Below are 13,307 nucleotides of genomic sequence, written 5' to 3' on the forward strand. Positions count from 1 at the left end.
GTCACATCGCTTCCTTCGCCGTGGAGCCGAGCTGGTACATGTGGCAACCGGGTTCGAGCTTCAGATTCTGCGTCCGCAGCTGCCCGGTCCGGTCCCGCCACTGCAGGTGCACGTCGAGCGGGCCGGTGACGTCGTGCCCGAGGCCGATCTGGACGTCGAAGCTGCGCCGGCCGGCCTCCCCGCTGCTGCCGTCGACCCGGCCGAGGTACTTCTTGCCGTCCGAGGTGGTCACCGTGACCTGGGCGCCGATCGCCGGCACGCCGGCCGCGGGCAGCGGGCCGGGCGCCACCGGGGCGTCGGTGGTCAGCTTCAGCTGCAGGTACTTGCCGGAGTTCGGGCTGTCGTTGTGGTAGAAGATCGGCTCCTCCCACTGCCGCGCCACGGCGAACTCGGGCAGGCCGTCGCCGTTCGTGTCACCGACGGCGATGCCGCGGGTCGGGACCGGAACCGCCAGGCCGAGCTTCGGCGCGAGGTCGGCGTACCGGCCGTCCGAACCCTTCACGTAGAAGTGCAGCGTCTGGTCACCGCCGATGTCGTCACCGGCGCGCGCGTTCGGCCACCAGAACGGGTTGGACAGCAGGCCGTCGTGGGCGGTGGCGATCTCCTGCAGGTTCGGCCAGCGGTTGACCTGGCCCTTGACGAACCCGGTCGCCTGCGCGATCTGGTTGTCACCGCTGTTGTTGAAGTCCTGGATCTTGACGTCCCAGCCCCAGCCGGACCACGCCGTGCGGCCCTCGGCGCTGTCGTCGTGGAACGGTGCGACGCCGTCCTTGAACTGCTTGGTCAGGTCCGCGTTGTCCTTGGCCTCGTTCATGAACTGGAAGTTCGACTCTTCGATGCCCCACGACGTCGCGATGTTGCTGACGAACAGGTCGTAGAGACCGTCGTGGTTCAGGTCGCCGAAGTCGACGCCCATCCCCTTGAACGAGTCGTGGCCCAGCACCTTCGACTTCGGGTCGGTGATCCCGCGGACGCCGGTGACCTCGGCCAGCTCGATGTGGCCCGGCGTGGACTTGTTGTACAGGAAGTGGTCGTGCCCGAAGTCGTTGGCGATGTAGAGCTCCGGCAGGTTGTCGCCGTCGACGTCGGTGGCGCTGGAGGCCAGCGTCCAGCCGAGGCGCGCGCTCTCCGGGATGCCCTGGGAAGCGTCGGCGTACCGGGCGCTCGGGTTCGCCCCGGCCGTGGCCCCGGTCCAGCGGTAGATGTACTTGGCGCCCGAGTTCGTCGCGTGCGACATCGACTGGTTCAGCGTGATGCCGCCGTCGGCGTTCGGGTCCAGGACCTTGCTGTCCGGGAAGTAGTTGCCGACGAAGACGTCGACGTGGCCGTCGCCGTCGAAGTCGCCGATGGTGACGGAGTCGGTGTTCCACAGCGGGCCGGTGTACTTGCCGTCCGGGCCCCGGTTGTTGCCCGGCACCAGTTCGGTCGGCTGGAACGCGGAGGCGTCGAACTTGGTCGCGGTGGCCTTCTGCAGGAACAGCACCGGGGTGCGGCCCCAGTAGTAGGCCAGGACGTCGGTGCGGCCGTCCTCGTTGTAGTCACCGGGGACGCAGCCCATCGGCGCCATGTAGTCCCACGTCGGCAGCGCCGGCGCCGGGTCGAGCGCGAAGGGCGCGTAGCGCGGGCCGGAGTCCGGCGCCGGCGTGATGACGACCTGGTCGCTGCGCGGGTCGACGAGGCAGAGGTCGTTCGGCTTGCCACTGCCGCTGATGTCGTTGATGGCGATCGCGGCGCCGACCGAGGAGATCCAGGCGGCGATCTTCTCGTATTCCTTGTTCACCGTCCGGATCGACTGCGACTTCGCCGCCGCGGGCAGCGCGATCGTCATCGGGGTGAAGTGGAACTTGTCCGCCATCTGGTCCTGTTCGGCGGCCGAAACACTGGGCAACCGCGCGACCAGGAACAGGCCGAGGATCAGCGCCAGCGCCACGATGCCCGCCAGCTGCCTGCGCAGCCAGCCGAAGGTCGCGGTCATTTGTTCTTCCCTCCGTGGGTCAGCACTTCTTCGGCGATCCGCTGCCGCCAGGTTTCGAAGGCCGGGACGTCGTCGCCGTCGACGACCACGGCCGGCCGGACCTCTTGGGTGATGGCCGCGGCGCGTTCGGCGGACACGCCGCAGATCGCCCGGGCCGCCATCTCGGTTTCCGGGATCATCAGGCCCGAGCGCACCCGGCACTCGGCGGCGAAAGCACTCCCCTGCGCCAGCTGCCCGTGGTGGATCCCGGCGCGGTCGACCAGTTCCGCCAGCTCGTCGGCGGTGACCCCGCACGCGTAGGTCGAGGCGAGTCCCACCCCGGCGTACAGGTCGCCGTGGCGCGATTCGGGGAACTCCTCGATCGTCTTGGCCACCAGCTCGACGTCGGTGCCGCAGATGAACCACAGCGCCCGGCCGATGCCCTGGTCGATGGCCCGCAGCGCGTAACCGTCGTAGCGCCGGTCCGGCCAGGAGAATCCCTGCTCCTGGTACTGGTTCCGGATGTAGGAGTCGGTCTTGAAGTAAGCCTGGTGGAAGCCGTAGCCGTCGAGCACGAGCCAGCGCAGCAGCGGGTCGAACGCCGACGCTTTCGGCCACGCGAACCGCGGGAGCCGGCACATGGCCCAGCCGACCCCGACGTAGATGATGTAGTCGTGCTTCTCGCCGGGGCCGGCCAGGAACTCGGCGATGTTCGTGCTCTTGCCGAACGGCAGCCCGTCGAGGACGCCGTACCCCATTCCCGCGCCTTCGTAGGCGAAGCCGCGGAACTGCGCCGGAATGCGCTCGAGCCATTCTTCGGCCTGCTCGACCGACTTCGCTTCGACGGCGTGGGCGTACCCGAGGAGGAACTTCTCCCCGACCGTCTCGAGCCGTTCCTGAGCGGCTGGGCTCTTCCGGTGGAAGCCCCGCTTCTCCAGCAAGGTTTCCGAGACGTTCGGAGTCAGGATGCGACGTCTCAGCGTGCGCCAACCATTGCCCAACGCACTCTCCCCCTTAGGGTCGGATAGGACGGTTCACTTCTTCGTTCTACGGTCACAGATCCGCTGTTCAGCGCTCTACTCCGGGCGTGCGCCGGGATGATCAGCCGGCCAGCCGGCCCAGCGCGTCGCGGAAATCCCGCCGGATCCGTTCGCGCCACAGCTCGTAGGGCGGCTCGGGACCGTCGTCGCCGTCGGCGGCCTCGGTGCGGTCCGCGATGGTCTGCGCGCCCTGCACCGACAGGTTGACGAGCACGCCGGCGGCCAGGTGCGTGTGCGCCGGCACGTGACCCGAATAGGTCCGGGCCTTGACGGCGAACACGACCCCGAGCGCCAGCTCGGCGAAGTACTCGCCCGCCGCCCGGCGCAGCTGCCCGTACCCGGCTTGGTCGGTGCCGCCGGCGAAGGTCGACGCCAGCCCCACGCCGCTCCAGAGGTCCGCCCGCCGCGGCTCGGCGAACCGGCCGACGGCCTCGGCCACCGCCGACGGCACGCCGCCGTTGATGAACCACAGCGCCCGCCCGACGCCCTGGTCGAACGCCCGCGCGAAGTACTCCGGCCGCCCCGCCCACGGGTAGGGCTCCGGCTCGGCCTGCTCGTCCACCCAGCGCCGGGTGTCGAAGTAGGCGCGGTCGAAGCCGTAGCCGTCGACGGCCAGCCAGCTCATCACCGGGTGGTAGGGCACCCCGGTCAGTTCGGGCAGGATGTTCTTCCACAGTGGACGCGGCAGCCGCGCCATCGCGAAGCCGATCCCGATGTAGGTCAGGAAGATGTGCGGGCGCCCCGGCCCTTCCAGCAGTGCGCGGGTGCGGTCGCGGCCGCCGCCGGGCATGGCGTCGAGGATCGTGTAGCCCATCGTGGCGCCTTCGTAGGCGAAGCCGCGTTGCTCGGGCTCGATGAGCGCGAGCCGCCGCTCGATTTCCCACAGGGATGCGCCTTCGATGGCCCATTCGAACCCGCACACCACCGCCTGCGGCACCGCCTCCAGCCGGGCCGTCGCGTCGGTGTGGGTCACCGGGAAGTTCCGGCCGGCGAACCCGACCGACGCGAACGACGGCGCGAGCACCTGCTTCCGCAGGACGCCGATGAAAGAGGACATGAGGAGAATCCTTTGCTCGGATGGGGTTCGGTCAGGCCACGGCGCGCAGGGCAGGGCGCTGCATCGCCAGCATCCGCTGGCTGAACGGGGACTGGCGCGAGGCCAGGGTGATCGCGATCGGTGCGTCGGTCGGCGCCGGCGGACGCAGCTCGACCCGGCCGGTGGACAGTCCGTGGGCGGCGACCTGGGCGGTCGAGTACCCGATGGAGAACCACGAACCGGCGGCGCCGACCACCCGGTGCCGGGCCACGGCGATCGCGGTCCAGGAGCCGGCCGGGACCCCGGTCAGGCGGAGCTCGCCGGAGTACATGGCGCCCGCACCGCTGAACGCGACCGGACCGCACTGCGGCACCGGATCGGCGAAGAGGCCGACGAGCACGTCGGCGGCGGGCAGGCCGGCCGGCAGGTCCAGCTGCAGCGCCAGCGTTCCGGTACCGGCGCGCAGGGAAGCGCAGTTGCGGCCGGCGCCCCGCAGCGCGCTCAGCGGCGGAACCCGTTGGTAGTGCGGGGAAATCGCCACGAGCAGCTCGGCCACCTGCGGCTCGCGGTATTGCGTCGGCGTCATCCCGACCGCGCGGGAGAACCGGCTGGTGAAGGTGCCGACGCTGCTGTAGCCGACGCTGCAGACGATGTCGGACACGTTGAGCGAGGTCGTCAGGAGCAACCGCTTCGCTTCGAAGAGCCGGACCGCGGTCAGGAACCGGCCCGGGGTGACCCCGGTGGTTTCGGCGAACATCCGGGAGAAGTGGAACCTGCTGATGAACACCTCGGACGCCAGCTCGTCGAGCGTGAGGGGCTCGAAGTACCGGTCCTGGATGAGCTTGATCGCCGTGAGCACGGCCGGGCGGATCACCGGTTCGGTACGGTCCCAGGCCGGTGGCCGCCGCCCAGGCTCATCGGACCCGCTGTCGTGGCCGACAGCCGCAATCGAACGCAACATCATCAGTCCAATCTCGAATTCCCCGTCGTCTGGTTCTCCTCGCTGCAGCGAAGATGAACCGGATTGCGGGACGATCGACGAGCCCTTGAGGGATCTCGCCGGAAATTCCCCGGCCACGGACGCCGGGCCCGTCCGATCCCGGCGGAACACCCGGGCCCGGGGTGCGGAACGCACGCCGCCGTCCGTGCGCACCGCATCACACGAAGGGGTCCATTGGTCCCTCCGTGTTCGGTTCTGGGCCGTTGCGGGGAACCGTCCCGGCGGCGACGTCCTGGCCGGCCGTGGGCGCCGGGGTGCGTTTCGCACCCGGAGGACGTGCGGAACACCCGGCTCCACGGGGAAAAGCTCCCGCGACTCCGGTGGGCAGGTCACTGGCTGTGCCCGGCCTCGTCTGTCACATTCGGATAGGAGCCCGGAGTTCGGCCTTCCACCGACCCGCGAGGCGTGAATTGGGGATCGCGTGAACTGGGGACGCGAGGGAACCTTGAGATGCAGGAGGCCTGCCATGTACTCCGACGAACGGCGAGGGGAAGGATCGCGCGGCAGCGGCGAAGACGACGTGCGGTTCACTGTCCTCGGCCCGCTGGAGGTCCTGCGCGACGGCGTCGATCACGCGCCCAAGACGCCGAAGGTCCTGCAGCTGCTCGCGGTGCTGGTGACCCGGCCCGGCCGGATGGTGCACATCGACACGCTGATCCAGGAGCTGTGGTCGGACAACCCGCCGCGCACCGTCCGCACGACGTTGCACACCTACGTCTACCACCTCCGGCGGTGCATCGCCGATCACCAGCTCGCCGAAGACGCGGACAAGATGCTGACCACGCGCCAGTCCGGGTACGCCCTGCACATCGAGCCCACCCAGGTGGACGTGCACGACTTCGGGCTGTTCCAGCACCTCGGCAACAGCCGGCGCGCGGCCGGCGACCACGCCGGCGCGGCCGACAGCTACCGCAGCGCCCTCGACCTGTGGTCCGGCGCGCCGCTGGCCAACCTGCAGTGCGGCCCGGTCCTTTCGGCCTACCGCACCGAGCTGGTCGAGCAGCAGCGGAACGTCCTGCACCTGCGCATCGAAGCCGAGATCGCCGGTGGCCACCACCGCGAACTGATCGGCGAACTGCGCGGCCTCGCGACGCACAGCCCGCTCGACGAAGCCCTGCACGGCCAGCTGATGCGCGCGCTCGGCCGCAGCGGACGGCGCTCCGACGCGATGACGGTGTACCGCGGCCTGCGCTCCCGGCTCGCCGGTGAGCTCGGCGTCGAACCCTGCGACGAGCTGCAGCTCCTGCACCGCGACCTGATTTCCGAAGGCGACCACCGCTGATCCGACAGTTCCACCGCACGAAGGAAGAGGACCGCTCATGCCCACGACCCACACCCGCGCCTACGGCCAGTTCTGCGGGCTCGCCCGCGCGCTCGAGATCGTCGGGGAGCGCTGGTCGCTGCTCGTCGTGCGTGACCTCGTGCTCGGGCCGAAGCGCTACGACGAACTGCAGGCCGGCCTGCCGAAGATCCCGTCGAGCATCCTTTCCGCGCGGCTCAACGAGCTCGAGGCGGCCGGCGTGATCCGCCGCCGCGTGCGCGGGGAACTGAACGCCGGTGTCGTCTACGAGCTGACCCAGTACGGCAGCGAACTCGACCAGGTCCTGCTCGACCTCGGCCTGTGGGGCGCGCGGTCCCTGCACCAGCCGAAGCCCGGCGACATCCTGACCCTGGACTCGGCGATCCTCTCGCTGTACACCACCTTCCGGCCCGACGTGGCCGAAGGCGTCCAGGTGACCTACGAGATCCGCTACGGCGACCAGATGATCGTCCACGCGCTGATCGAGGACGGCGTGGCCAAGGTCGGCGAAGGCCGCCTGCCGGGTGCGGACCTGATCATCAAGGCCGACCACGCCGCCGCGCTGCTGGACCTGATGAGCGGCACGGTCGCGGCGGACGAGGCCGTGCGCGGCGGCCGGCTGGCGATCGAGGGCGAGGTCGCCGACCTCCAGCTGTTCGCGCAGCTGTTCCACGTTCCCGCGGCGCCGGAGCCGCCGGAGGGCATCGTGGTGCGGTGATCGCGCCGGCTCAGGGCCGGGCGCCGTCCTCCTCGGGGACGAGCCGCCCGGCCCGTTCCACGAGGTAGCGGCGTTCGGGCAGGCTCGGCGTCCGCTCCGCCGCGCGGAGGTAGTGGTCCCGGGCCGCGGCCCGGTCACCGCGCAGCTCCAGCAGGTGGGCCCGGACCGCGTCCGCCCGCCGGCCGACGTCGAGGTCGGCGTCGACCGTGTCCAGCAGGGCCAGCGCCTGGTCGGGGCCGGCGACCTGGGCGACGGCGACCGCCTGGTTCAGCGTGACCACCGGCCCCGGCATGAACGTCCGGAGCAGCTCGTACAGCTCGACGATCTGCGGCCAGTCGGTGGCCTCGGCGCTCGGCGCCCGGTCGTGCAGCGCGGCGATCGCGGCCTGCACCTGGTACGGCCCGAGCGCGGTGCGGCCGACCACCGCGTCGATCAGCCCCTCGCCCTCGTCGATCAGGGCGGCGTCCCAGCGGCCGCGGTCCTGCTCCGGCAGGGGGACGAGTTCGCCGCGGTCGCCGATCCGCGCGTCACGGCGCGCCTCGGTCAGCAGCATCAGGGCGAGCAACCCGGTGACCTCGCCGTCCCCGGGCAGGAGCGCGTGCACGGCGCGCGCCAGCCGGATGGCCTCCGCGGTCAGCTCCAAGCGCTGGAGGTCCTGGCCGGAAGTGGCGGTGTACCCCTCGTTGAAGATCAGGTAGAGCACCTGCAGCACCACGCGCAGCCGCTCCGGGAAGTCCGCCGCCGAGGGCTCGCTGAAGGTCGAGCCGGCGGCGGCGATGCTCTCCTTCGCGCGGGTGATGCGCCGCGTCATGGTCGCCTCGGGCACCAGGAAGGCGCGCGCGATCTCCGCCGTGGTCAGGCCGCCGACCGCGCGCAGCGTCAGCGCGACCTGCGAAGGCGGCGAGACGGCGGGGTGGCAGCACAGGAACAGCAGCGACAGCGTGTCGTCGGAGTCCGGGGCCTGGTCCTCGCCGGGCCCGGGCGCGACCGGCGGCGGCTCCCGCAGGGTGACCGACTCCTCCCGCCGCCGTCGCGCGCTTTCGCTGCGCCAGTGGTCGGTGAGCCGCCGGGTGGCGACGGTGATCAGCCAGCCGCGCGGGTTGTCCGGGACGCCCTCGGCCGGCCACTGCTCGCTCGCGGCGAGCAGGGCGTCGGCGACCGCGTCTTCGCACGCGTCGAACTGGCCGTACCGGCGCACCAGCGCGCCCAGCACCTGCGGCACGAGCGGGCGCAGGACCTCGGCGACGCCGGTCACGCCATGGGGACTTCGGTTTCGGCGTCGGCGAAGAAGACGACCTCGCGCACCTCGATGCCGAGACCTTCGACGGCGGCGTCCGGGATCATCGCGGCGAGCTCGACCGCGCGCTCCTTGCTCGCGCACTCGACGAGGTAGTAGCCGGCGAGGAACTCCTTCGACTCCAGGAACGGCCCGTCGGTGACCGCCGGCAGGCCGCCGCGCACCCGCACGACGCTGCTGTCGGCGACCGCGCCCAGCGCCTGCGTGCTGATCATCTCGCCGGACTCCCGGATCGTCCGGATGAACTCCTGGTGCCCGGTCATGATCGCGTCCATGTCCTGCTCGGACAGCTTCGCCATCACGTCGGGGTTCAGGTACATCGCCAGCAGGTACTTCACGTCCGGTCTCCCTTCGGCCGCCCTCGCCGGGCGCGCGGCACGAACATCACGAACATAGCGCCGGCCGCAACCGTGGAGTGGAGCGGGCACGGGCGCGCCTGCCAGCCTGGACGCGGGCAGTCCCGGGTTACCCGGACCAGGAGGTTGGTACCGATGGCCGACGTGTTCACGGACTTGCAGGCCGAGACCGAGGCGCTGGCCGAGCTGGCCGAGCGGCACGGCTACGGCTCCGGCCCCGACCTCACCGGGCACTTCGCCCGGCTGACGTCGACCGCGCGGCTGGCCCGGCTCAGCGTCGAGAACCCGGACGTGTTCGGCGTGATCCCGCAGATCTCCTACGACTCGCTCGACGAGGCGATCCTGTTCTGGCTGATCGAGCAGCGGAAGGCCAACGCCCTGCTCGCCACGGCGCCGCCGGAGCCGCAGCTGCCGTGGAGCGACGGCCCGCTTCGCCCGTCCGTGCTCGCCGCGGCGGTGCTGACCGAGATCTTCGCCGCCGGACAGGACATCGCCGACACGTTCGGCGTCCGCCCGCGGCGCGACGACTCGATCGGGCACGTCGCCTACTACGGCGTCCGCACGCGGGACCGCGCCTACCTGCGGCAGCAGGAGAAGCCGCCGGCCGCGCCGTTCCGGTTCGAACTGGTCGCCCCCTCGGGGACGCGGTGGGACTTCGGGCCGGAGGACGCCACCGATCGCGTCACCGGCCCGGCCGAGGACTTCTGCCTCCTGGTGACCGGCCGCCGCTTCGCCGAAGACCTCGCGCTGGACTTCGCCGGCCGGCGCACCGCCCGGTGGCTGGAGCTGCTGGAGCGCTGAGCGTCACTCGAACGGCGCAGGGTCGCCCGCGCCGACGCGCAGGATCTCGGCCTCGCCGGAAGAGAAGTCGACGACGGTCGTCGGCTCGACCCCGCAGTCGCCGGAGTCGAGCACCGCTTCCAGCTGGTGGTCCAGTTCTTCCTTGATCTCCCAGCCCTGGGTCATCGGCTCGCCCGACCCGGGCAGCAGCAGCGTGCTCGACAGCAGCGGCTCGCCCAGCTCGGCCAGCAGCGCCTGGGTGACGCGGTGGTCCGGAATGCGCACGCCGACCGTCTTCTTCTTCTCGTGCATCAACCGCCGCGGCACTTCCTTGGTCGCCGGCAGGATGAAGGTGTAGCTGCCCGGGGTCGCCGCCTTGATCGCGCGGAACACCGCGTTGTCGATGTGGACGAACTGCCCCAGCTGGGCGAAGTCCTGGCACACCAGCGTGAAGTGGTGCCGGTGGTCGAGCTTGCGGATGGCGCGGATCCGGTCCAGCCCGTCCCGGTTGCCCGGACGGCACCCGAGCGCGAAGCACGAATCGGTCGGGTAGGCGATCAGCCCGTCGGCGCGGAGGATCTCGACGACCTGGCCGAGGGCCCGGCGCTGCGGGTTCTCCGGGTGCAGGTCGAAATAGCGTGCCATGGTCCGAGCCTAGAGTCGCCGCGCCCGGCCCGGCACGGCGGGCCGGGCGTCTCCCAGCTTGCGGATTCCCGGTCGAACGCTGGGTGCTTCCACCGGAACCGGCCCACAATCCGTCGGAGACCACTGCCAGGAGGGCGAAATGACGGAGCTGACCGTGCCGGAGTTGGACCGCCCCCGTGTCGTCGCCGGGGCCGAGTACCTGTTCGAGGGTCCGCAGGGACGCGTCTCGTTGACCGAGTTGTTCGCCGGCCACCCGCGGCTGGCCGTGCACCACCCGATGGCCGACCACAGCGGGCCCGCGGACGTCGTGCCGACCGCCGATCTCGCCGCCGCGCTGAACGACCCCGGCCTGCGGCTGGTCCTCGTCTCCCGCGCCCCCTACGCGAAGCTCGAGCAGTACCGGCGGCACCTCGGCTGGGACCTGGCCGCGTACTCGGCCGTCGGCACCACGTTCACCGAAGACTTCCCCGCGACCCGGCACGTGCCGGGCGACTTCTGGGACGACGAGTGCGGGCTGAGCTTCTTCCGGCTCGCCGACGACACCGTGCTGCACACCGGATCGGTCGCCGTGCCGCGCCTGGAGTTCCTGGGCCTGCTCGGTCCGCCGGGCGGCTTCCCGCCGGCACCGGACCCCCGCTGACCTCACCTTTCGCCCCGCCCCGATGTGCGGTTACGCCACCGGGGCGGTTCCGCGCGTGCTTTTCGCTCCGCTGTCGAGGCACTCCCGTGAGCTAGGATCGATTTGTCACCATGCACACATCGCCCGGACCCGGCCTCCCGGGCGGCCCGGTCGCCGCGCAGATTCCGGAGGGCCCGCATCGATGACTCCGGCAGCCGCACTCGAGCCGTCACCAGCGCGCTCAGCGACCGCCGAGCCCCGCGGCACCACCGCGGCGGACCGGCGGCCGCGGCTGGCCACGTACCTGGCCTCGGCCATCATCGTCGTCGTCGTCGCGGGCTTCAGCGTGATCGGGTTGGTCAGCCTGCTGCCGACGTCGGTCGGTGTCCTGGGCGCAGCTTACGCGTTGTTCGGCATCGCCGCGCTCCTCACGATCCAGCTGCTGTGGTTCAGCCGTCCGACCGTCCGGCTCGACTCGGTCACCAGCCGGGTGCTGCTCGCCGTGATGGTCGTGCTCGCCTACGTCCCGATCCTCACCTTCGGCCTGAACTGGGCCGACATGCCCGACTTCGTCGGCGGCGCGGTGCTGCTGGTCCTGCCGTCCCGGTACGCCTGGACCGCGCTGGCCGGGGTCGTCGTCAGCATCGGCTGGATCTACCACGTGTTCGGCGCTTCTCCGCTGATCACGATCTACGGCGCCTTCGGCGCGCTGTTCTACAGCCTGCTCTTCTACCTGCTCGCGCGGCTCGCGCGGATGGTGCACCGGCTGCACGAGGCCCGCACGGAGCTGGCGCAGCGCGCGGTCGCCGAGCAGCGGCTCGCCTTCGCCCGCGACCTGAACGACCTGCTCGGGCTGAGCCTGTCCGCGATCGCGCTCAAGGGCGAGCTGGTGCACCGGCTGATGCGGAAGTCGGTCGAGCAGGCCAAGGCCGAACTCGCCGACATCACCGCGACCGCCCAGCGCACGCTGTCGGACGTCCGCGCGGTTTCGCACGGCTACCGCGAGCTTTCGCTGGAGAAGGAGTCCCGGACGGCCGAAACGCTGCTGTCGGCGTCCGAGATCGCCGTGCGGGTCCACCTCGACCAGGGTGACCTGCCGGTCCAGGCGCGCACGCTGCTGGCCAAGGCACTGCGCGAAGGGGTCACCGACGTCCTGCGCCTCGACGACGTCGAGCACTGCGAGATCGACGTCCGGCACCGGGACGGCCGCGTCACCCTGGAGATCGTCAGCGACGGCGTGCCGCCGGGCGACCCGGACAGCGGGCTGACCACCCTGTCCGGCGAGATCTCCGCGCTCGGCGGCACGGCGACGGCGAAATCCGGCGCGGACGGCCGCTTCCGGCTGCGCGTCGAGCTTCCCGTCCCCGAGCGGCTGGACACGGCCGCTTCCTCCGACGCCGAGCAGCGGTCGGACACGGAGTCGAAGCGGATCCGCGGGCTGCTGCCGGTCGTGATGGGACTCATGGGGTCCGGCGCGACGGTGCACCTGCTCCAGGTGACCACCCGGGCGTGGGAGGTGGCCCTGGTCGTCGGCTCGATCGCGGCCCTGCTCGCCCTGCAGTTCTCGTACTTCAACCGGCCGTCGACCCCCCTGCGCTCGGCGCAGAGCTACGGCATGCTGTTCGTCCAGGTCTGCCTGATCTACCTGCCCCTGCTGCCGCTGGGCCCGCACTGGGTCAGCGTGCCCGGGCTGCTCATCGGCAGCGCGCTGCTGGTCCTGCCGCCGGTGGCGGGCTGGGCGTTCTTCGCCCTCAACATCGCCGCGTACGCGGCGATCCAGCACGCTTCGGGAGCGGACACCACCACCGCGCTGTTCTACACCGCCGCGACGGTGATGACGGGCCTGGCGGTGTTCGGGCTGTTGTGGCTGGTCCGGCTGGTGACCGAGCTGGACAACACCCGGCGGCGGCTGGCCGAGATGGCGCTCGCCGAGGAACGCCTCCGGTTCGCCCGCGACCTGCACGACCTGCTCGGCATGAGCCTCTCGGCGATCGCGCTGAAGAGCGAGCTGACCGCGCGGGTGCTGCCGCTGGACCGCGACCGCGCGGCCGAGGAGCTGACCGAGGTGCTCGGCCTGACCCGGCAAGCCCTGTCCGACGTCCGGTCGGTGGCCAGCGGCTACCGGGAGCTGTCGCTGGACAGCGAGTCCCGCACGGCGAAGTCCGTGCTGGCCGCCGCGGACGTCCGGGTGCGCATGGAGATGCTGGCGGACGACCTCCCCACGTCGGTGCGCACGGTGCTGGCCGTCGTCCTGCGCGAAGGCGTCACGAACGTGCTGCGACACAGCCGGGTGGAAACCTGCGAGATCGCGATGCGCCGCACGGACGGCGGGGTCGTCCTCGAAATCGTCAACGACGGCGTCGAGCGGAACGGCGACCGGCCGCGCTCCGGCCGCCCGGCGGACGCCGACGTCCCGGAACCACCCGGGCCGCGCGACACCTCGCCCGGCAGCGGGATCGGCAACCTCTCGCACCGGCTCGCCGACCTGGGCGGCGAGCTCACCGCGGGCGTCGAGCCGGACGGCCGCTTCCGGCTCCGCGCGGCGGTCCCGGTCTGACCGGC

12 protein-coding genes are annotated in these 13,307 nt (G+C 71.4%); 5 read left to right on the forward strand and 7 right to left on the reverse strand.

The genetic code is table 11. The annotated features are described in order from the left end of the window. Position 1 precedes the first annotated feature (1 nt). The 4 genes from ISP_RS35285 to ISP_RS35300 all read right to left on the reverse strand — a co-directional run bounded on the left by ISP_RS35285 (position 2) and on the right by ISP_RS35300 (position 4,904). On the reverse strand, positions 2–1,975 hold the full coding sequence (locus ISP_RS35285) for a CRTAC1 family protein (RefSeq protein ID WP_013228637.1): 1,974 nt from the start codon (positions 1,973–1,975) through the stop codon (positions 2–4). Next, the gene (locus ISP_RS35290; RefSeq protein ID WP_071831508.1) at positions 1,972–2,955 is read right to left on the reverse strand and encodes a DUF1702 family protein; all 984 of its coding nucleotides are present in this window, start codon (positions 2,953–2,955) and stop codon (positions 1,972–1,974) included. The genes ISP_RS35285 and ISP_RS35290 overlap by 4 nt, the downstream gene beginning before the upstream one ends. A gap of 100 nt (positions 2,956–3,055) precedes the next feature. Beyond that, positions 3,056–4,051: a DUF1702 family protein gene (locus ISP_RS35295; protein WP_013228639.1), complete on the reverse strand. Its 996-nt coding sequence runs from the start codon at positions 4,049–4,051 to the stop codon at positions 3,056–3,058. Between the two features lie 31 nt (positions 4,052–4,082). Then, complete coding sequence (locus ISP_RS35300; protein ID WP_013228640.1) at positions 4,083–4,904, reverse strand: helix-turn-helix domain-containing protein; 822 nt, start codon at positions 4,902–4,904, stop codon at positions 4,083–4,085. Between the two features lie 592 nt (positions 4,905–5,496). Here ISP_RS35300 and ISP_RS35305 point away from each other — a divergent pair. Both ISP_RS35305 and ISP_RS35310 read left to right on the forward strand, forming a co-directional pair. Continuing rightward, entirely contained in the window at positions 5,497–6,312 is an 816-nt protein-coding gene (locus tag ISP_RS35305; RefSeq protein WP_013228641.1) for an AfsR/SARP family transcriptional regulator, read from the forward strand. A 37-nt stretch (positions 6,313–6,349) separates the two neighbouring features. Then, a complete protein-coding gene (locus tag ISP_RS35310) occupies positions 6,350–7,048 on the forward strand; it encodes a winged helix-turn-helix transcriptional regulator (protein ID WP_013228642.1) in 699 nt (232 codons plus the stop codon). A gap of 10 nt (positions 7,049–7,058) precedes the next feature. Here the strand turns inward: ISP_RS35310 and ISP_RS35315 are convergent, their stop codons facing one another. Both ISP_RS35315 and ISP_RS35320 read right to left on the reverse strand, forming a co-directional pair. Next, on the reverse strand, positions 7,059–8,303 hold the full coding sequence (locus ISP_RS35315) for an RNA polymerase sigma factor (protein WP_013228643.1): 1,245 nt from the start codon (positions 8,301–8,303) through the stop codon (positions 7,059–7,061). Then, the gene (locus ISP_RS35320) at positions 8,300–8,683 is read right to left on the reverse strand and encodes a YciI family protein (protein ID WP_013228644.1); all 384 of its coding nucleotides are present in this window, start codon (positions 8,681–8,683) and stop codon (positions 8,300–8,302) included. The genes ISP_RS35315 and ISP_RS35320 overlap by 4 nt, the downstream gene beginning before the upstream one ends. A 153-nt stretch (positions 8,684–8,836) precedes the next feature. On the opposite strand from ISP_RS35320, the gene ISP_RS35325 reads away from it, so the two are divergent. Further along, positions 8,837–9,502 (forward strand): maleylpyruvate isomerase family mycothiol-dependent enzyme, encoded by a 666-nt coding sequence (locus ISP_RS35325; protein WP_013228645.1) that lies wholly within the window; start codon positions 8,837–8,839, stop codon positions 9,500–9,502. Between the two features lie 3 nt (positions 9,503–9,505). Here ISP_RS35325 and ISP_RS35330 read toward each other — a convergent pair whose 3' ends face one another. Next, on the reverse strand, positions 9,506–10,126 hold the full coding sequence (locus ISP_RS35330) for an L-threonylcarbamoyladenylate synthase (protein ID WP_013228646.1): 621 nt from the start codon (positions 10,124–10,126) through the stop codon (positions 9,506–9,508). 139 nt (positions 10,127–10,265) lie between these two features. Between ISP_RS35330 and ISP_RS35335 the strand changes: the two genes are divergently transcribed. Continuing rightward, positions 10,266–10,766, forward strand: a complete 501-nt coding sequence (locus tag ISP_RS35335; RefSeq protein WP_013228647.1) for a DUF899 family protein — start codon at positions 10,266–10,268, stop codon at positions 10,764–10,766. A 181-nt stretch (positions 10,767–10,947) separates the two neighbouring features. After that, positions 10,948–13,302, forward strand: coding sequence for a sensor histidine kinase (locus ISP_RS35340; protein WP_013228648.1), 2,355 nt, complete (start codon positions 10,948–10,950; stop codon positions 13,300–13,302). Positions 13,303–13,307 lie beyond the last annotated feature (5 nt).

The organism is Amycolatopsis mediterranei, from assembly GCF_026017845.1.
Classification (GTDB): Bacteria; Actinomycetota; Actinomycetes; order Mycobacteriales; family Pseudonocardiaceae; genus Amycolatopsis; species Amycolatopsis mediterranei.